This window comes from Thermostichus lividus PCC 6715 (assembly GCF_002754935.1).
Taxonomy (GTDB): Bacteria; Cyanobacteriota; Cyanobacteriia; order Thermosynechococcales; family Thermosynechococcaceae; genus Thermosynechococcus; species Thermosynechococcus lividus.
Map to the genome: position 1 here is coordinate 2,500,259 of NZ_CP018092.1, position 18,011 is coordinate 2,518,269.

17 protein-coding genes and 2 pseudogenes are annotated in these 18,011 nt (G+C 54.7%); 13 read left to right on the top strand and 6 right to left on the bottom strand.

What is annotated here, in order from left to right:
* Positions 1-391 precede the first annotated feature (391 nt).
* Positions 392-631 (top strand): hypothetical protein, encoded by a 240-nt coding sequence (locus BRW62_RS12150; RefSeq protein ID WP_099799630.1) that lies wholly within the window; start codon positions 392-394, stop codon positions 629-631.
* Between the two features lie 20 nt (positions 632-651).
* On the opposite strand, the gene BRW62_RS12155 is transcribed toward BRW62_RS12150, so the two are convergent.
* The 3 genes from BRW62_RS12155 to BRW62_RS12165 all read right to left on the bottom strand — a co-directional run bounded on the left by BRW62_RS12155 (position 652) and on the right by BRW62_RS12165 (position 3,597).
* The gene (locus tag BRW62_RS12155) at positions 652-1,638 is read right to left on the bottom strand and encodes a CHAD domain-containing protein (protein ID WP_099799631.1); all 987 of its coding nucleotides are present in this window, start codon (positions 1,636-1,638) and stop codon (positions 652-654) included.
* A gap of 281 nt (positions 1,639-1,919) precedes the next feature.
* Positions 1,920-2,369 carry a type IV pilin-like G/H family protein gene (locus BRW62_RS14825; protein ID WP_099799632.1) on the bottom strand — a complete coding sequence of 150 codons (450 nt, stop codon included), beginning with the start codon at positions 2,367-2,369 and terminating at the stop codon, positions 1,920-1,922.
* Positions 2,370-2,553: 184 nt separating this feature from the next.
* The gene (locus tag BRW62_RS12165) at positions 2,554-3,597 is read right to left on the bottom strand and encodes a hypothetical protein (protein ID WP_198406047.1); all 1,044 of its coding nucleotides are present in this window, start codon (positions 3,595-3,597) and stop codon (positions 2,554-2,556) included.
* Positions 3,598-4,043: 446 nt separating this feature from the next.
* Here BRW62_RS12165 and upp point away from each other — a divergent pair, with 446 nt between their 5' ends.
* The 3 genes from upp to BRW62_RS13175 are packed head-to-tail and all read left to right on the top strand — an operon-like array spanning position 4,044 to position 5,805.
* Positions 4,044-4,697 carry a uracil phosphoribosyltransferase gene (upp, locus tag BRW62_RS12170; RefSeq protein WP_099799633.1) on the top strand — a complete coding sequence of 218 codons (654 nt, stop codon included), beginning with the start codon at positions 4,044-4,046 and terminating at the stop codon, positions 4,695-4,697.
* Between the two features lie 37 nt (positions 4,698-4,734).
* Positions 4,735-5,643 carry a homoserine kinase gene (thrB, locus tag BRW62_RS12175; RefSeq protein WP_099799634.1) on the top strand — a complete coding sequence of 303 codons (909 nt, stop codon included), beginning with the start codon at positions 4,735-4,737 and terminating at the stop codon, positions 5,641-5,643.
* A gap of 15 nt (positions 5,644-5,658) precedes the next feature.
* Positions 5,659-5,805, top strand: coding sequence for a hypothetical protein (locus BRW62_RS13175; protein WP_157768372.1), 147 nt, complete (start codon positions 5,659-5,661; stop codon positions 5,803-5,805).
* Here the strand turns inward: BRW62_RS13175 and BRW62_RS12180 are convergent.
* Together BRW62_RS12180 and aroF are read right to left on the bottom strand one after the other, a co-directional pair.
* Positions 5,802-6,722 (bottom strand): 5'-nucleotidase, encoded by a 921-nt coding sequence (locus BRW62_RS12180; protein ID WP_099799635.1) that lies wholly within the window; start codon positions 6,720-6,722, stop codon positions 5,802-5,804. The two genes, BRW62_RS13175 and BRW62_RS12180, sit on opposite strands and share 4 nt — an antisense overlap.
* A gap of 7 nt (positions 6,723-6,729) precedes the next feature.
* Positions 6,730-7,760 (bottom strand): annotated as a pseudogene (gene aroF, locus BRW62_RS12185) (3-deoxy-7-phosphoheptulonate synthase).
* Between the two features lie 290 nt (positions 7,761-8,050).
* Between aroF and BRW62_RS12190 the strand changes: the two are divergent.
* The 3 genes from BRW62_RS12190 (at position 8,051) to BRW62_RS12200 (ending at position 12,135) form a co-directional block, all read left to right on the top strand.
* Entirely contained in the window at positions 8,051-8,683 is a 633-nt protein-coding gene (locus BRW62_RS12190) for a peptidoglycan recognition protein family protein (RefSeq protein WP_099799636.1), read from the top strand.
* An 86-nt stretch (positions 8,684-8,769) separates the two neighbouring features.
* Positions 8,770-9,147: a 30S ribosome-binding factor RbfA gene (gene rbfA, locus BRW62_RS12195; RefSeq protein ID WP_099799637.1), complete on the top strand. Its 378-nt coding sequence runs from the start codon at positions 8,770-8,772 to the stop codon at positions 9,145-9,147.
* A 264-nt stretch (positions 9,148-9,411) separates the two neighbouring features.
* The gene (locus BRW62_RS12200) at positions 9,412-12,135 is read left to right on the top strand and encodes a bifunctional acetate--CoA ligase family protein/GNAT family N-acetyltransferase (protein WP_099799638.1); all 2,724 of its coding nucleotides are present in this window, start codon (positions 9,412-9,414) and stop codon (positions 12,133-12,135) included.
* Here the strand turns inward: BRW62_RS12200 and BRW62_RS12205 are convergent.
* Positions 12,132-12,347 carry a DUF2949 domain-containing protein gene (locus tag BRW62_RS12205; RefSeq protein ID WP_198406048.1) on the bottom strand — a complete coding sequence of 72 codons (216 nt, stop codon included), beginning with the start codon at positions 12,345-12,347 and terminating at the stop codon, positions 12,132-12,134. The genes BRW62_RS12200 and BRW62_RS12205 overlap by 4 nt on opposite strands.
* A gap of 199 nt (positions 12,348-12,546) precedes the next feature.
* Between BRW62_RS12205 and BRW62_RS12210 the strand changes: the two genes are divergently transcribed.
* The 6 genes and pseudogenes from BRW62_RS12210 (at position 12,547) to ilvD (ending at position 17,980) form a co-directional block, all read left to right on the top strand.
* A complete protein-coding gene (locus BRW62_RS12210) occupies positions 12,547-13,356 on the top strand; it encodes a TPM domain-containing protein (protein WP_099799639.1) in 810 nt (269 codons plus the stop codon).
* Between the two features lie 86 nt (positions 13,357-13,442).
* A complete protein-coding gene (locus tag BRW62_RS12215; RefSeq protein WP_099799640.1) occupies positions 13,443-14,432 on the top strand; it encodes a succinate dehydrogenase/fumarate reductase iron-sulfur subunit in 990 nt (329 codons plus the stop codon).
* A gap of 179 nt (positions 14,433-14,611) precedes the next feature.
* Positions 14,612-14,821: pseudogene (locus tag BRW62_RS15395) on the top strand (zinc ribbon domain-containing protein); the annotation flags it as partial.
* 126 nt (positions 14,822-14,947) lie between these two features.
* On the top strand, positions 14,948-15,286 hold the full coding sequence (locus BRW62_RS14250) for a hypothetical protein (protein WP_227517693.1): 339 nt from the start codon (positions 14,948-14,950) through the stop codon (positions 15,284-15,286).
* Positions 15,276-16,253, top strand: coding sequence for a stage II sporulation protein M (locus BRW62_RS12230; protein WP_099799641.1), 978 nt, complete (start codon positions 15,276-15,278; stop codon positions 16,251-16,253). The genes BRW62_RS14250 and BRW62_RS12230 overlap by 11 nt, the downstream gene beginning before the upstream one ends.
* A gap of 44 nt (positions 16,254-16,297) precedes the next feature.
* Positions 16,298-17,980 carry a dihydroxy-acid dehydratase gene (ilvD, locus tag BRW62_RS12235; RefSeq protein ID WP_099799642.1) on the top strand — a complete coding sequence of 561 codons (1,683 nt, stop codon included), beginning with the start codon at positions 16,298-16,300 and terminating at the stop codon, positions 17,978-17,980.
* Positions 17,981-18,011 lie beyond the last annotated feature (31 nt).

An 18,011-nucleotide genomic window follows, 5' to 3' on the forward strand; every position in this document is an offset into this window, starting at 1 on the left:
TGGCAACCTCTGACTTTGGAAACGTTGGATTGCTAAGCCAAGTAGAATGAGTCTTTACTCAATAATCAAAGTCAATAATGAAAGGATCAATGATTGTGTTATTTTGTGATTAACGAGAATGTTCGAAGCTCTTTATATATTTTATGATCCTATAAAAACAAATCAGAAATGCAAAATGTTATACATTGCAAAAGATCGGTAAATTTTTATCAACATTTGCGATTCTGTCCCGGTTCTTAACGGCAATCAACGCACAGAATAAACGTAGGAGCCTAGATCGCTTATGTCAACGTTTGCAAAGAGAGCCATTGCGTAGAGGCTTCAGTGCCTTGGGATAGCGGCATATGCTGTAGGGCACACCCAAGGTGAATACTCATTTTGCGAGGTTACGATGGAACGTTATCAACCCAATGCCACCCCGCTGACTGAGGCAGATAAAGCCGAGTTACAACGGCTCAAACAAATTCTTGAGCGAGCTGTTGCGGATGGTGTCCTCACTGCGGAGGAAATGACCCAAATTAAGCGTCAAATCAATGCCGACGGTAAAGTAACCTTCGAGGAATTAGAGCTTTATCGCCAGCTGGTGCAAGAGAAAATCAATGAAGGAATTTTAGTCCGCGAAATCACCTGAACTGGGGTTGATTCAATGGACTAGTTCACACTAATGGTGCCTGCACTGGCCATGCCATTCAGGGCAAGGGGGGTGGGTGCAATAAGTAATACCTGACGCACGTGATGTCGCTTGGCAGGGGTAAGGTAGTCTTGCTGGTGCGATCGCCACAGTTGCCATTGCCGAGTTTGCTCTAGGGCAATCATTTCTGCAAGGCAGGGGGATGCCTCTCGGAGGTTGAGGCCTAATTGACGTTGGAAAAATTCATGGAGGACAACCCCATCGTGCAGGGTTCCTAAAAGTTCCTGTAGTTCGGCAAAAGCCGACACTTGGCAGGCAAAATCTTCGCCATAGACACGACTAAATAACTCCATTTGGTAGCGCACGCGCTTGGTTTGCTTACGCAGATCGTGGAGATCTTCCCCCGATTTTTGGAGGAGTGGCGCTGGGTCACTGATGGCCAAAAACGTGGGGCGATCGCCCTGCCAGTCCACCGCTACCTGCCAGCCGGGGTGTAGTAACAGATGGCACACAAGGGGCAATAAAATATCGGGAGCAATGAGAGTAATGGGCAAATTGGCAATGGGGCGATACTGGGGCTGAGCTAACCATTCGCCTAAGCCCTGTTGCAGTTTACGGTAGCGATCGCCCCGCAGCAGGTGTAGAGCTTTTTGTAGAGCCTCCTCGCGCTGCTTATCCAGCTTTTTAATTAACTTGGCCAGTTGCTGTTGCTCGCTCCGCGGTAAATGGGGGTAGTACTGCTCCTTCAGCGCCAGCATCATCACATCCAAGTCCCGCACAGGACTGAGGCTGCTTGCCACCGCGCGCACCCGCTGAATCGACACGCCCTTCGGAAACCGCACCGTTTGGCTAAACACTTCAAGGGCAGTACGGAGCCGCCGTAAGCCTACTCGCATTTGATGAATGGCTTCGGGATCGCGATCGCGCAGTACACCAGGTTCGTGCTTACTAATTTTGCGGTAGTATTTTTCAACCGCTTCGTAGGCGACCTGACCTAGGGTTTCCATCGTGTCCCCCTGAATTGTCGTCTTTTCTAGGCTACACCATCGACCCTCAGCCGCTCAGGTGTAGCAATTGCGGTATGCTAAGCTAGCTCTCGATCCGAGGCTAAGGTAAAGTCTAACAACAGCTTAGCTTTTTAGCTCTCACCTTAATACTAGCTTAACCGTTTCAGAACATGGGCAACAAAAATACGACGGTAAATTGCAGTCGCGGTAGCTAACTTGGCACAAAAAAAAGCCAAGGGTTTCGCCTTGGCCGGTTGAAAAAGATTGTGTTTAGCAGTTAATTAGCAATTGGGAGCAGCATTACTGGTCCCTTCTTTAACAGTGGAGGTGGTGATGCCACCGGAGACGGTGACACAGCCGGTCACCCCTGTGCCTGCGGGATCGGTGGCACTTGTTTTAGCAATTGCACTCGTACCGCCAGTAGTACTGATATCGGGCGTGCTGTAACCATCAGGTGTAGAAACGCCTAGTTTTAGGGTAGTGACATCAGGAGCGAACGTTGTACTCTCAAGGCGGTAGGCTTGCTGGGCACGGTTAATGGCACCGATGGTATTTTTGGCGCTAGAGAGACGGGCTTTGGCGGCTTGGTTCAGCATGGAGGGCAGCGCAATGGCAGCCAGAATACCAATGATGATCACCACCACGAGTAGCTCGATGAGGGTGAAGCCTTCGTCGGCTTTTTTCTTGGCGAGCAGGTGCTGGAGGAATTTAGCTTTAAGCTCAGTTTTCATAACGATGCAACTCCTTGAATTCGAGTAGGGCATGACAGACTGCCTCTAGAGATCAACATACCCATGCCAAGGGGGTAAATTAACAGGGCATCCAAAAAGTTCGAATTTTACGGTTCAGGTTCTTTCGTGTCGTTGGCTTGAGACGCTGGTTCGGCGGCGGGTGGTGAGGCTGGGCGCGGAGCCACTAAAACGGATCCGGAGTTTTGAGGGGGCTTAGCAGCGCCAAACCGTTGCCAAAAGGGCTTAGGCGGGGGTGCAGGGGTTGTGGCGGCCGCTGGGGGTTCGGGAGGGGCTGGGGGGCTGAGTTCTGGTTCTGGAGCCATGGGTTCGGCTGGCGGGCTAGGTTCCGGTTCCACATTGGGGGGGGTGGTAATTGATCGGGAAGGCTGGGGCTGAGGCTACTTTGGAGGTTTTTGGCGGCCAGTTCCCCCCGCAGCAGCCGTGAAAGGGCGTCATTGCCCCCTAGGTGGTAGGTAACAAGGCGCGTGATGGTAGTATTGCCGATGGGCTGGCCATTGCTATCGAGTAGATCTAGGCGAACCCAGTTGTCTCCGGGTTTGAAACCTGTGAGATAGTAGGCTTGCCAACGATTGACTGTGAAGGATTGACCATTGATGGTGCAGCGAACCTGCCACGTGGGGCGATCGGTGTCAACAGGCACATTGCTGAGGTAAAAGTCTAGCAACATGGGTTCAGCGCCATAGACGCCTTGAGGTTGGTTGTAGGTCAGCAACGGAGTTGTGGGGCGATCGCCAGTAGCAGTATAGAGGTGAAAGGTACGCTCGGCATAGGCTAGGGGGCTTTTGATGCTTTCTCCCCATGGATAGACAATGAAGGCGCGCAGCAGGTGGGTGCCGGGTTGCAGGTCACTAAATTCAATGGGTTCCTTCAGGTCATACACCGAACGGCTGGGGCGATCGTCGAGCACCACTTCAACGTGGGGGCCTAGGCCAGTGCGTGGATCCTGAAAAATGTTTAGCCCCTCAACCTGAAGGGTAACGGCAATGGTTGTGGCCTCTAGGGTTTGGTTGGGCTGGGGGCTAAGAATCTGCAGGCGTGGTTCGTAGCGGTCAAACCAGCTCTTCAGATCCTCGATAGCCACTGGTGCTGCTACCTCGGCAAGCTCACTCCCTGACTTTGCCCATGCGATGTCCTCGATTCCCCAAAACAGAGCAAGGCAGAGGAAAAACACTACAGTGCACTGCACCAACCGTTGCCAACCGTTCATGCTGATCCCATCTGTTGCGGTACCACCGACCATTGTCTCAGACCGCTGTATCCTTGCCAATTAGTATGGAGGTGCTCTGGGTGAGCGGCTGTCTCACTGGATAATCCTAGGTCGGATCGCTTCCAACTCGGTTCACCCCCACAAGCGTGGGGACAACTTTCCGCCCGCCTCAGCTAGTCATTATCTATCGGGCGGTTCACCCCTACAGGCATGGGGAAAACCTTCTATTATTCACACTATGACTGGGTTTTGGCAAGGGGATCCCTCTCTATGTCTTCAGACTCTATTTGCGGTTAGCTTGTGGGGGTTCGGGGGTAGATAAGCCCTGCACTGTCCCCCTTGCGGTCGGGCACAGGAAGATGTCATCCTGTGCAAGGCGGTGGTTTCACCCGACAATAAATTAAAAGGCATCTAGAGCTTATTTTCCCCCTCCTTGGAGTGTTGTTGTGACCTTACAGTTGCGCATTTACGTTCCGCCCCATCCCTTGATCAAGCACTGGCTTACTGTTGCACGGGATGCAAACACTCCCAATTCCCTTTTTCGAGTTGCAATGGCTGAATTAGGTCGGTGGCTCGCCTACGAAGCGGTGCGCGACTGGTTACCAACGATAGAAACGACTGTAGAGACTCCCCTTGCTGCCACCTCTGCTGTGGTGATTGACCCGCAGGTGCCAGTTGCAGTTGTGCCGATTTTACGGGCGGGGTTGGCGTTGTTGGAGGGAGCGCAGGGTGTTTTACCCACGGCAACCATTTACCATCTGGGGATTGTCCGCGATGAGTGTACCCTGATGCCCTCCTGCTATCTCAACCGCTTTCCTCAGCAATTTGCACCGCAGACACGGGTACTCATTAGTGAGCCCATGCTGGCCACCGGTGGCTCGATTATGACAGCGATGACGGAACTCACTGAGCGGGGGGTCAATCCAGCACTGGTGCGGATTATTTCAGTGGTGAGCGCCCCGCCAGCCCTGCAAAAACTCAGTGCTCACTTTCCGGCGGTACAGGTCTATGCAGCTACGATTGATGAGATGGTCAATGAGCAGGGGTTTATTGTGCCTGGGCTAGGGGATGCGGGCGATCGCGCCTTTGGCACCGCCTAAGCGCTCGCCACTATGGGTCAATGCACGAGGAATTTCAATGGTAACAGTAGTCACCGTACCCGCAACAACCGCCAATTTGGGACCGGGGTTTGACTGTTTGGGCGCTGCCTTAACCCTTACAAACACCTTTACCTTTTCCGCCAGCGATCGCCCCTGTGTTGTGATTCGGGGGGCTGAAGCAGCCGGGGTAGCCAGTAGTACAGATAACTTAGCCTATCGCGCCTATTGCCGCCTTTACGAGCACCTTGGACGCGAAGCCCCGCCTGTCTATTTAGAAATTGAGTTAGGGGTGCCCCTCGCTCGCGGGTTAGGCAGTTCAGCCACCGCCATTATTGGCGGCTTGGTGGGAGCCAATCGGCTGGCAGGGTTCCCCCTCAGCCATACTGAGGTTTTAGAGTTGGCGATCGCCCTTGAAGGTCATCCCGATAATGTAGTTCCGGCGTTGCTGGGCGGCTGTCGTTTGGCAGTCCGGGAAGAACACTCCGGCACGTGGCGTTGGTTAGACGTACCGTGGGATAGTGATGTAGTGCCTATTGTTGCCATTCCTGATTTCGAATTAGCCACCGAGACCGCCCGTCACGTCTTGCCTGCGACCTGTAGCTATACAGATGCCATTTTTAACATCAGTCATCTGGGAGCGCTGCTGCGGGGGCTAGAAACGGGTCACCGCGACTGGTTACAGGTTGCCCTGCAAGATCATCTGCACCAGCCCTACCGTCAGTGCCTCATCAAAGGGTATGCCGACCTCCATGCCGCAGCGTTGGCCGCTGGAGCCTATGGTTTGGTGATCAGTGGAGCTGGCCCCACCCTGTTGGCGCTTGGGGATCCGGTTAACGCCATGGGAATTGCCAGTACCCTTAGGGACACGTGGGCGACCCTAGGGGTGCAAGCACGGGTTGAGGTATTGGCAGTGCAGCAGGAAGGAACCACCGTACAGGATCGCTAGTCAAACCACAGGTAAATGTTGCATTTATCCGCCTGTAAACCTGCTGTGCGCAATGGCACGCTGAAAATGGGCAGCACCATCGCTGCCAGCGGTGAGCTAGATCGAGGCGATCGCGAAATGGATGCTAAAGTGCGCATGGAAAATCGGCAAATCTGCCCCTAATTGCGTACCCCAAAGGGCACATGCACAGAGGGAATATCCCCTGCTGCTGATTCAATATGGGTGAGCTGATCATCAAAGAAAATATGGGGTTTTAACTGCCGGAGAACTCGAACTTTCTCAATACCGCCCAAGAAAAAGGTTTCATCCGGCGTGACCCCCCAGCTATTCAGCGTCGTAACCACCCGCTCACTGGCGAGAATATTACGCGCCGTTACAATGGCAATTCGTAGTAAGCGGCAATAGTCGGGGTTCTGTTGCTCACGAGTCATCTCCAATTTTTGAAACGCCGCCAATTTCTTAAACAGATCACTGAGGGGGCCGGGGTTGTGCGGTACAGTTGCATGTTGAATTTCGTGGGCATGGAACTGCTCGAGATCGCCATCGCGAAACACGGTTTCTGCTTCGTCATCGGCAATCACCCCATCAAAGTCAAAGGCAATGCGTAGCTCCCCTTCTTCCTCTGTGTCCGTTACACCGGAAGGGATGACAATTCCGGCAGGGTAGCCCGCGGCGATCGCCTGGCGCACATCCTCAGCATTCGCCGAAAGAAACAGTGAGACATTAAAGGCAGGGATGTAGGGATGAGGGGACTTGCCCCCCAAAAACGCCGCACGGGTAATATTCAGGCCGTAGTGCTGGATCGAATGGAACACCCGCTGCCCAGTATCAGGGTCATTTTTCGAGAGCAGGATCACCTCCACTGGCTCTTGGTCAGGATAGGCGCGATTCAGGTTAAGAAACCGGCGAATAAAGGGGAATGCTACGCCTCGAGGCAAAACATCGTACTTTTTTTGCCGCTGAAAATGGCGATAGGCTTCTTCCCCGTGATGGCGAAACACCGCATCGGACTCAGTGAGATCAAATAACGCGCTGGAGGCAACAGCGATGACCAATTTGTTTTCAATCGCGTAGCCCATGACCCGCCTAAGAACGCAGGGAAACAAGGGGTCGCTGCAATGCCTGCATCAAGGCATCAAACTGATCCGGTGTGAGGGATTGGGCACCATCCGAGAGGGCTTTGGCGGGGTTCGGGTGCACTTCAATCATGAGGGCATCGGTACCTGCGGCTACGGCTGCCTTCGCCATGGCCGGGACAAACTCTGCCCAACCAGTGCCATGGCTCGGATCAATCATGATCGGCAGGTGGGTCAATTTCCGCAAAACGGGAATCACCGATAAATCTAGGGTATTGCGTGTATATTCCCGGTCAAAGGTGCGAATGCCTCGCTCACACAGGATCACGTTGGGGTTGCCCGCCGCCAGAATGTACTCTGCGGCCATTAACCATTCATCAATGGTGGCAGACATCCCCGCTTGAGGAGCACGGGTTTGGGTTGCGCCCCCACCCGCTTCAGCAAAGAAAAGTTTTGCATATTGCGGGCACCAATTTGCAGGACATCGGCCACTTCGGCAATTTTATCGAGGTCTGCGGCATCCATGACTTCGGTAATAATGCCTAAGCCCGTCACCGCTTTGGCAGCGGCCAGTAAATCTAGGGCGCTCTCCCCATGGCCTTGGAAGGCGTAGGGGGAGGTACGCGGTTTATAGGCTCCCCCCCGCAGAAATTTAGCCCCTGCTGCCTTAACCCGCTGCGCCGTTTCAATGATCATGGCTTCGTTTTCCACAGAGCACGGACCCGCCACCACCACCAATGCATGGCCTTCGCCAAAAGACACAGCACCGTTTGGCGTGGGCACCACCACTTCACTGGGTTCACCGTGGCGATACTCACGGCTAGCCCGCTTGAAGGGCTGCTCTACCCGCAGCACATGCTCAATCCACGGACTGATTTCTTGAATTTGCAGGGGATCCAGTTCGGCAGTCTCCCCAACGAGGCCAATGACAACTTTGTGTTTGCCGACAATTTTTTCGGGGGTCAGTCCCCAAAGGCGCATTTCGGCACCCACCCGCTCAATTTCCTCAGAGGGGGTGCCACTTTTTAGAACGATAATCATCTGCTTGCTGATCCCCAGTAATTGGCTTAGGGTTTGATTGTATTGTGCCAAATTGATTTCGTTCTGCCTATGCTGCGTCCCTCGGATGGGTTGCGTTTTACAATTTCCCTTGCAATTGCGGCAGTCGTTATCCTGTCGCTTTGGGGGGTCATGATGGGGTCAATGCCTAAGACGGATCCGCCCCTCAATTTGACCGGGGCGATCGCCATCGATGACCCACGCGTGGAAGCAGATCTCAGCCCCGCCAGTGCCCCCTACTCCCAAGCGATTCCCCCACTCGCTTTGTTCCTTTGCAGCCCAGTGATGGCGCTGTTTACCAGCGGTTATTTGCCCAAGTGCGGCAACAGCATCAACAGTGTGCGAGTGCGCCGCCTTGGTACAGTGTCCCTGCCCATAGCACCAACTTTGGCGATCGCTTCCGTACCGATATCCATGGCAACCTGCTGCAACAGGAGCCAATTATTGTGCTGCACGAGACCGTGGCCTCAGCCCAGTCAGCCCTCAACTTTTTTCAGACTTCCCACCCCCGCGATGAGGATCAGGCCAGTTACCACGAACTCATTACCCTCAATGGCTGGATATTGCACCTTGTCCCGTGGTCAAAGCGCGCCTATGGTGCTGGGAACTCCACGTTTGGCAGCGAAACCGTCCAGACGAACCCCCGCCTTGCTCCTTCAGTCAATAACTTTGCCCTGCATATTTCCCTAGAAACCCCGCCCCAAGGTCGCCACAATGGCCAGCACCACCAAGGCTACACCCCTGCCCAGTACCAAGCCCTAGGGTGGCTAATTGCGCAGACTGGCATTCCCCCAGCACGAGTGACCACCCACGCCGCCGTAGATCGATCGGGAGAGCGCATCGATCCGCGCAGTTTTTCCTTTGCCACCCTAAATCGTTACTGGCAAACCGATCGCCCCTGCTAACGCCGTACTGTCTCGGGGTAGCTAGCCACAAGCGATTAAGATAGAACAAGAAATAGCATCTGCAATAGACAGAAAGGAGGCCAGCCATGGCAACAGAACGGCGGGTCGCACGGGTTGCGGAATTAATTAAGCGAGAAGTCAGTCAGTTGCTGATGTACGAAATCCGCGACGAGCGGGTGGGTGCTGGCATGGTGAGTGTCACCGATGTTGAAGTATCTGGCGACTTACAACACGCTAAAGTGTTTGTCAGCATTTATAGTACCGATGAAGTACGCCGCTCCACGATGGCAGGGCTGAAGGCCGCCTCTGGCTTTGTACGCCACGAACTGGGACAGCGCATTCGCCTACGGCGGACACCAGAGGTGGTGTTTATTGAAGATCGCTCCATTGAGCGGGGTAACCGGGTACTGTCGCTGCTGAACCAACTGGAGCAACAATCAAAATCAGCAGGTACCAGCGAATAGACCTTAAGGGGTTGCTGAATAGACGTATGATGTTCGGGTTTGAGTCTTTTGCCGCCCTCACCCTAGCCCTCTCCCAAAGGAGAGGGAACAAGAATTTTAGCTCCCTTCTTCTTGGGGAGACGGGTTGGGGATGAAGGCAATTCATAGCCACATTCAGCAACACCGACCTTAAAACAGTTGTAAGAATTCCTCGTCTGCCTTGCAGCCCTCGCTAGAGTAGAGGAAAGGGGGTACAGCGCGACTACTATTCGTGAGGCGACAATTATGGCGATGTCTCATGCCTACGATATTTTGCGAGCTGGTCATCAGCCCCTGCGCCCTCTGTTTGCCCCCCGCAGTGTGGCTGTGGTGGGAGCCACCGAAAAAGACGGTAGTGTCGGGCGGACTCTGCTTTGGAATTTAATTCAGTCTCCCTTTGGCGGCACTGTCTTTCCGGTGAATCCACGGCGCTCCTCGGTGTTGGGGATTAAAGCCTACCCAACGGTTGGGGCGATCGCTGAGCCAGTGGATTTAGCGGTGATTGCTACCCCTGCTGCCACGGTGCCTGCGGTGATGCAAGAGTGTGCAGCGGCAGGGGTCAAAAGTGCCATTATTATCTCCGCTGGGTTTCGGGAAATTGGAGCTGCTGGCTTAGGGTTGGAAGAAGAAATTCTAGCGATCGCCCAGAAGGCACGGATGCGCGTCATTGGCCCCAACTGTTTGGGAGTCATGTGTCCGCCGACGGGGTTAAACGCCACCTTTGCGGCAACCATGGCGCACAGTGGCCATGTGGGTTTTATTAGCCAAAGTGGTGCGCTGTGCACCTCAATTTTGGATTGGAGTCTCCAAGAAAATGTTGGCTTTAGTGCCTTTATCTCGATTGGCACGATGCTGGATGTGGGCTGGGGCGATCTGATTTATTACCTAGGCGATGACCCCCAAACCCGCTGCATTGTCATCTATATGGAGTCGCTGGGGGATGCCCGCTCTTTTTTATCCGCTGCCCGGGAAGTGGCCTACGTCAAGCCCATCATTGTGATTAAAGCCGGGCGTACAGCAGCAGCGGCGCAAGCTGCCGCCTCCCATACCGGGGCGCTGATGGGGTCAGATGCCGTGTTTGATGCGGCTCTACAGCGGTGTGGGGTGCTGCGGGTGGACACGATTGCCGATCTCTTTGATATGGCGGAGGTACTAGATAAACAAGCCCGGCCTAAGGGGTCACGCCTGACGATTCTGACCAACGCGGGGGGGCCTGGGGTGTTGGCTACCGATGCCCTGATCCGTGCGGGGGGGCAGTTAGCGCAGCTATCCACCGAGACCGTGGCGGTATTAGATCAGCTCTTGCCTGCGGCGTGGAGTCATGGTAACCCTGTGGATATTTTGGGGGACGCCACCCCCGATCGCTACCTCAAAGCCCTACAACACTGTGAGACGGATCCCAACAGTGACGGGTTATTGGTGGTGCTGACCCCCCAAGCCATGACCGATCCGCTGGCGATCGCCCAGGATCTGGCGCACTATGTCCAAACCCGCACCAGCAGTACCAAACCTATTCTGGCCAGTTGGATGGGCGGCCAAGGGGTTAAAGACGGCGAGAGGCTGCTCAACCAAGCGGGCATTCCTACCTATGCCTACGCCGATACCGCCGCCCGTATTTTTAGCTATATGTGGCGCTACAGCGACCACTTGCAGGCTCTCTACGAAACCCCTGTGCTGCCACGCACCCTTGGCACCAATCATCCAGACCGAGAGCATGTAACCCAGTTATTGACCCAACTACGCCAAGAGGGACGCACCCTCCTGAACGAGTGGGAGGCAAAGTCAGTACTAGCAGCCTACGGGATTCCCGTGGTTGAGACCCACATTGCCACCACTGAAGCCGAGGCCGTTACTGCTGCTGATCGTATGGGCTATCCAGTGGTGCTCAAACTCTACTCCCCCACCATTACCCATAAGACTGATGTGGGCGGGGTTGCGTTGAACTTACCAGATGCAGGGGCAGTGGCCACGGCCTACCGCACCATTCAAACTAACGTTGCTCAAGCTGTCGGCGCCGAGCATTTTGCAGGGGTCACCGTTCAGCCAATGATTCCGTGGAAAGGCTTTGAGTTGATTTTAGGCTGCTCCACCGATGCCCAGTTTGGGCCGGTGATCCTCTTTGGTACCGGTGGCCAACTGGTGGAGGTACTGGAGGACACGGCGATCGCCCTGCCACCCCTAAATACCACCTTGGCACGGCGGCTACTCCAACAAACCAAAATTGCCCGCGCCTTTGCGGGAGTACGGGGTTGGCCCCCCGTTAACTTAGCCATTCTTGAAGATCTACTGGTGCGCTTCAGCCTCTTAGTCGTAGAGCAACCTTGGATTCAGGAAATTGACATTAACCCGCTGCTCGTTGCCCCGCCAGAGCGGGTCGTGGCTCTAGATGCGCGGATTGTTCTCCATCGAAGCGAAGCCGTCATCCCCAAGCCAGCGATCCGTCCCTATCCCAGTCAATATGTCTCGCCGTGGCAGCTACGGGATGGTACACCGGTGCTCATTCGTCCGATTCGCCCGGAGGATGAACCCCTCATGCGGCAGTACCATGCCACCCTTTCAGAGCAGAGTGTTTATTTGCGTTACTTTCATCTGATGAAGCTCTCGCAGCGGGTAGCCCACGATCGCCTCGTCCGCATCTGTTTTGTCGATTACGATCGAGAAATAGCCTTAGTGGCAGAGCGTCAGACCCCAACAGGCTCAGAAATCATCGCTGCTGGCCGCCTCAGTAAAGATCACGTTGGCAATACGGCCGAATTTTCGATGCTTGTAAGCGATCCGTGGCAGCGGCAGGGTCTAGGGACAGAATTAATGCACCGCCTCATTCAAATTGCCCGGGATGAAGGCTTAAGCGCACTCCATGCCTACGTCCTCAAAGATAATGAGGGGATGATCCGTATTTGCCGCCATTGGCACTTTGAGTTTACCCCCGGGGATGATCCTACCGTGTGGTTTGTGCGGTTGTGCCTCTAGTGCTCGAATTGGCGATCGCCACGGCTTGCATCTAGCCACTCAAATAAACTGTCCAGTTGCTCTAGGCTAATGAGACCATACTGCCAAAGGATGATGGGCAATGATCCTTGCTGCTGCTGCCACTGCCGCAGTGCCATGGCAATACTTTCTGGTGGCAAGGCCAGATCGCGTTCAAGGTAGTGGAGCAACTGGGGAGAATAGCGCATGGTCATTTAGAGGATAGCGGTGGCCAACTGTCAAGAGGAAACAGCGCAACATAAGACCTGAAGTATAGCAGCCTGATTCTAATTGAGGGATGTCTGTAACAAAAACAGCATATTTCTGAGAATTGTCTGCCGCCGGATTGCAATGTTTCGCAGCATACCCTTAAGATAATTAAAAAACCCGCTCTTTTTGTAAATTTTTATTACAATGTTTCAGCAGACGTCTCAGTGGCTGCGGCAATTCGCCTTGGTATTCGTCCTTTCTACCCTGTGTTGGCTGGGGGCGATCGCCCCGGCTCACAGCTTTAACAACCCTGAGTTGCTACCCGCCCAAGCCACCAACATCGTGGACCTAGCGGGCATTTTAACCCCGGTGCAAAAAGAGCGCCTCGATGCAGAGCTAGCGGAGTTTGAAGCCCAAACCGGCTGGAAGTTGCGAGTGCTCACCCAGTACGATCGCACCCCCGGGCTAGCAGTACGGGACTTTTGGCAGCTTGATGACCGCAGTATTTTATTAGTGGCAGACTCCCGTGGCGGCAATATCCTTAACTTTAATGTGGGGGATACCGCCTACCGTGTTCTCCAGCGTACCTTTTGGGTCGAGTTGCAAACCCGCTTTGGCAATCAATACTTTGTGCGGGACAACGGCGAAGATCAGGCAATTCTCCAATCCCTTGCCGCCATTGAAACCTGCCTTGCTCAGGGCGGCTGCCGTGCTGTACCGGGGTTGCCAAAAGAGCAGTGGATTCTCACCTTAGCCACCTCCGTCTTTGGTGGTCTCATTCTGGGATTTGTGGCGCGTCCTCGCCGTAGCGATCAACTCATTGCCTGGAAATGGGTGCTGCTCTTTTCACCCCTGTGGGGAATGCTCTTTTTTGCCTTTGGCTTAGGCCCCGTCCTAGTGCGTACCCATGAATGGCTGCCCCTATTGCGTAATGTGGCTGGGTTTGCCTTAGGCTCGATTGTGGCCTTTTTAATTCCCTTCCCCACCGCCAGCCCACCAGTGCTTGAAGAGTGATCTAGCCTTCCTAGCGGGGGCAATAGTTTTGCGCCTAGGATAGAGATGCCCTGGGCAGTTCCGATGGCCATCTTGCTACGCCTACTATGAGCACGACTACTTTTGCTATCCGTCGCCAAGCGCCCCAAGGAGACCCTTACTGGCAGACCTTTGCGCTTGAAATTGATCCCGGTCAAACGGTTCTGGATGCCCTCAACCAAATCAAGTGGTATCACGACGGCACCCTCAGCTTTCGTAAGAATTGCCGTAACACCATTTGTGGCAGTTGTGCCATGACGATTAATGGCCGCTCTGCCCTTGCCTGCCAGCAGAGTGTCCGCGCCGAGTTAGCCAATAGCCTCACCCCCAACCAGATTGCGATCGCCCCGTTGGGGAACTTACCTGTACTGCGGGATCTAGTGGTGGATATGACCGACTTCTGGCAAAAATTAGCCGCCGTGGATCCCTACGTCAGCACCGCCGCCCGCCAGATTCCAGAGCGGGAATTTCTGCAATCCCCCCAAGACCGCGATAAGCTCAATGCCGCGGGCAACTGTATTCTCTGTGGTGCTTGCTATGGTGCCTGTAATGCCGTGGAGGTCAATGCAGCGTTTGTTGGCCCCCATGCCCTAGCCAAAGCCGCTCGCCTTGTGGCCGACACCCGCGACAGCGCCACCCCAGAGCGCTTAAGCCAATATAACAATGCCGAGAGTGGCGTATGGGGATGTACCCGCTGTTTTAACTGCAATACGGTGTGTCCAGTGGGGGTGGCTCCCCTGGATCGCATTAGTGAGGTCAAGCAGGGGATCTTGGCAACAGCACCCGTGGCCAGCCGCAATCAAGACCGTCCCCTACGCCACCGCCAAGTCTTGGTAGAACTGGTCAAGGAAGGGGGCTGGGTGGATGAGCGCAAATTTGGCCTGCGAGTTGTGGGCAATCGGTTTCGGGATGTAGCAGGCGTAACCAGTATCATCCCTTTAGGTTGGCGGCTCGTGCGACGGGGTAAGTTTCCGCTGCGATTTGAGAAATCTGCTGGCCACGCCCAGATAGCAGCAGTGATAACGGCGGTGCAGCGATCCAGCCAACTCGCTAGATAATCCCTACGGTGTGGAATGATGCACTGGCATTGATTACATCAACCCCAAAAGGGGAGACATGGCTGAGCATCGCTGAGTTGCAGAAGGTCTGCATCACCTAGGCGAAGACGACTGATGAGCGGAAATGCTTGTCTGAAGTCAGCTCTGGTATGGTCACGAATCGTCGGTTCGCCAAGGCTATGAGTCGAGCTGGGTGGCGACAAATCAGAACCATGGGTGAGGCTAAGTCCAACATGATTGCAGACCGGGACGTGAGAGTCATCAGTCGATGGGATCCCACCTCTCAGATCTGCTCCTGTTGCAGTTATCGGTGGGGGAAGTTAAAATTTTCTATTCGGTCTGTGCTGCGCCTCAACTGTGGGGCTGAACACGATAGAGACGAGAATGCCAGCAACAATATTTTGGTGGCAGGACGATGCCGGCCGAATGAGCGCGTGAGTCAGTGTCAGACCTCCTTGGAGGCAGTTGGCGATGATCCGCTTATCCAGTCCGCTTATCCATCAGGAGGGTGCTTAATGCAACCAGACTGGGAATCCCCGTCTTTTAGGACGATGGAGGATGTCAAAACTCCCTCGGCTCCCTCTGAGCAGTTAACGGAACTCGCCCTCAGGATTCGCACTGCGGCACAACAGGCAGCGGGGGATGTGGTTGAGTTGCTGGCGCTGCTGCGGCTGCTTGAAGAGCTGCACCGCGATATTTGTGACAATCAGTTTCAGGCGGTACTGCCCACGAACCGCCAAGCTCTGTACAAGCTCCTCAGGGAAATCGAACGCAACGGCGGCTGGCCCTATATTCCCCGCAAGAAACTGGAAGCCTTTTTAGCGGCGATGGATGAGACACCCGATGAATGTTGAGCGCTGGTTGATGCGGCAGGAGGCACAGTGGCTTGAGCTAGAGCAATTGCTCAACCGGGCTGAGACTAAGGGGATTGGCGCTCTGTCTGCTGCGGACATTTGTCGCCTGAGTCAGCTGTACCGCTTGGTTAGCGCGGATCTGGCACGGGCAAAAACCCGACGGCTCGGCAGTCATCTTGTCAACTATTTGCAAGGTCTGACGCTGCGCAGCTACAGCCAAGTGTATCAGGGAAGGCAGCCGGAAGACTGGCGTAAGGTGCTCTGGTTTTTTCAGCGGGGGTTTCCCGACGTGGTGCAGCAAACGTGGCCGCAAACAGCCGTGGCCGTTGGTGTATTTATGGTGGCGTTGGCGATGGGTTGGTGGTACACATGGGCCGATCGCCAATTTATGGAACTGGTGGTGCCCCCGAACATTATTTCCTTGGTGGAGGATCAAGGCAAGTTGTGGATGGGGTCTATTGTGGGCATTGAGCCGTTGGCCTCTAGTTCCATCATGACCAATAACATTAGTGTGGCCGTTGCAACTCTTGCGGGGGGGATTTTCGGCGGGTTGGGCACCCTCTACATTCTTTGGACGAATGGGATTCACATTGGGGCGATCGCCGCCTTTGTGGCACAAAATGATCTCTCGTATCCCTTTTGGGCGTTTGTCAGCCCCCATGGTGCCCTTGAGTTGCCAGCGATCTTTCTGGCGGGGGCGGCGGGGCTGCTGCTGGGGCAAGGACTGCTTTTTCCAAGGCGGTATCGTCGCTTTAGCGCCCTGAAACGCAATGGTACCTTGGCCGCTCAACTGATGTTTGGGGTGGTGCCTCTCTTGGTTATTGCTGGGATTATTGAAGGCTTCTGGTCACCCAGTCCGCTCATTCCCAATAGTTTGAAGTACCTTTCAGGCTTAGGACTGTTTTTGGCATTACTCTTTTATTTGGCTTGGCCACTGGAGCGATCGCCCACCCGTGGGAGAGAATAAAACAATATCCAACTGAATTTTTGCAAGCCGATCGCAGGAACACCATGGCAGACAATTGGCGCAGTCGTATTATTACTGAAGGCATTCAGCGCACCCCCAACCGAGCAATGCTGCGAGCCGTTGGGTTTGGCGACGAGGATTTCAGTAAGCCCATTGTTGGCGTTGCCAGCGCCCATAGCACGATTACCCCCTGCAATATGGGCATTGCCCCCCTCGCTAGTCGTGCCGAAGCAGGGATTCGCGCCGCAGGGGGGATGCCCCAATTATTTGGCACCATCACCGTCAGCGACGGGATTTCGATGGGCACCGAAGGCATGAAGTATTCCCTCGTCTCGCGGGATGTCATTGCCGACTCCATTGAAACCGCCTGTAACGCCCAGAGTATGGATGGGGTGTTGGCAATCGGCGGTTGCGACAAAAATATGCCGGGCGCGATGATCGCCATGGCACGGATGAATATTCCAGCCATTTTTGTCTATGGTGGCACCATTAAGCCGGGTCAATGGCAGGGGAATGATCTCACCGTGGTGAGCGCCTTTGAAGCGGTGGGGCAGTACAGTGCTGGCAAAATGAGTGATGCCACCCTCCACGCTATTGAACACCATGCCTGTCCGGGGGCTGGCTCCTGCGGCGGCATGTTTACCGCTAATACGATGTCCTCTGCCTTTGAAGCCATGGGGATGAGCTTGATGTATTCCTCCACCATGAGCGCTGAGGACGCAGAAAAGGCTGACAGCACGGAACTGGCTGGTAAAGTTCTTGTGGAGGCCATTCGTCAAAACCTACGCCCCCGCGATATTATTACCCGCCAGTCTATTGAAAATGCCCTCAGTGTGATTATGGCGGTGGGTGGCTCAACCAATGCAGTTCTACACTTTCTGGCGATCGCCCACAGTGCCGAAGTGCCCTTAACGATCGATGACTTCGAGACCATTCGCCAGCGGGTGCCCGTCCTGTGCGACCTCAAACCCTCCGGCAAATACGTCACCGCCGATCTGCATCGAGCGGGGGGAATTCCCCAAGTCATGAAAATGCTGCTCAACCATGGGCTGCTGCACGGCGACTGCATCACCATTACCGGCGAGACCATTGCCGAGCGACTGCGGCATGTGCCCGACACGCCTGACCCTCACCAAGATGTGATCCGTCCCTTCGAGACACCGCTCTACTCCACCGGCCACCTGACTATCCTCAAAGGCAACTTGGCCACCGAAGGGGCTGTTGCTAAAATCTCTGGGGTCAAGAACCCCAAAATCACTGGCCCTGCGCGCGTCTTTGACTCTGAAGAAGCCTGTTTAGATGCAATTTTAGCCAACACGATCAATCCCGGCGATATTATCGTTATTCGCTACGAAGGTCCAGTGGGCGGACCAGGAATGCGGGAAATGCTTGCCCCTACCTCCGCCATCATTGGCGCTGGCTTAGGCGATAGCGTTGGCCTCATTACCGATGGCCGCTTCTCAGGGGGAACCTACGGCATGGTGGTGGGGCATGTTGCGCCAGAGGCAGCCGTCGGCGGTACAATTGCCCTTGTGGAAGAGGGAGACTCAATTACCATTGATGCCCATCAGCGACTACTTCAGCTCAATGTCAGTGAGGCGGAACTCGCTAAGCGGCGCTCAGCGTGGCACCCCCCCGCACCGCGTTATACCCGTGGGGTGTTGGCAAAGTATGCCAAGTTGGTCTCCTCCAGTAGCTTGGGGGCGGTGACCGATCGCTTCACCTAGAAACGGGTGGCCAGCGGCAAACTGCATAAAA

What these genes read in the sequence shown, in the direction of transcription:
- BRW62_RS12165 (WP_198406047.1), bottom strand. Translation starts at nt 3,597, where the DNA reads ATGAACGGTTGGCAACGGTTGGTGCAGTGCACTGTAGTGTTTTTCCTC.
- BRW62_RS14250 (WP_227517693.1), top strand. Translation starts at nt 14,948, where the DNA reads ATGCAACCAGACTGGGAATCCCCGTCTTTTAGGACGATGGAGGATGTC.
- BRW62_RS13175 (WP_157768372.1), top strand. Translation starts at nt 5,659, where the DNA reads ATGTTGCATTTATCCGCCTGTAAACCTGCTGTGCGCAATGGCACGCTG.
- rbfA (WP_099799637.1), top strand. Translation starts at nt 8,770, where the DNA reads ATGGCAACAGAACGGCGGGTCGCACGGGTTGCGGAATTAATTAAGCGA.
- BRW62_RS12230 (WP_099799641.1), top strand. Translation starts at nt 15,276, where the DNA reads ATGAATGTTGAGCGCTGGTTGATGCGGCAGGAGGCACAGTGGCTTGAG.
- BRW62_RS12180 (WP_099799635.1), bottom strand. Translation starts at nt 6,722, where the DNA reads ATGGGCTACGCGATTGAAAACAAATTGGTCATCGCTGTTGCCTCCAGC.
- BRW62_RS12205 (WP_198406048.1), bottom strand. Translation starts at nt 12,347, where the DNA reads ATGACCATGCGCTATTCTCCCCAGTTGCTCCACTACCTTGAACGCGAT.
- ilvD (WP_099799642.1), top strand. Translation starts at nt 16,298, where the DNA reads ATGGCAGACAATTGGCGCAGTCGTATTATTACTGAAGGCATTCAGCGC.
- thrB (WP_099799634.1), top strand. Translation starts at nt 4,735, where the DNA reads ATGGTAACAGTAGTCACCGTACCCGCAACAACCGCCAATTTGGGACCG.
- BRW62_RS12215 (WP_099799640.1), top strand. Translation starts at nt 13,443, where the DNA reads ATGAGCACGACTACTTTTGCTATCCGTCGCCAAGCGCCCCAAGGAGAC.
- BRW62_RS12150 (WP_099799630.1), top strand. Translation starts at nt 392, where the DNA reads ATGGAACGTTATCAACCCAATGCCACCCCGCTGACTGAGGCAGATAAA.
- BRW62_RS12210 (WP_099799639.1), top strand. Translation starts at nt 12,547, where the DNA reads ATGTTTCAGCAGACGTCTCAGTGGCTGCGGCAATTCGCCTTGGTATTC.
- BRW62_RS12155 (WP_099799631.1), bottom strand. Translation starts at nt 1,638, where the DNA reads ATGGAAACCCTAGGTCAGGTCGCCTACGAAGCGGTTGAAAAATACTAC.
- BRW62_RS12200 (WP_099799638.1), top strand. Translation starts at nt 9,412, where the DNA reads ATGGCGATGTCTCATGCCTACGATATTTTGCGAGCTGGTCATCAGCCC.
- BRW62_RS14825 (WP_099799632.1), bottom strand. Translation starts at nt 2,369, where the DNA reads ATGAAAACTGAGCTTAAAGCTAAATTCCTCCAGCACCTGCTCGCCAAG.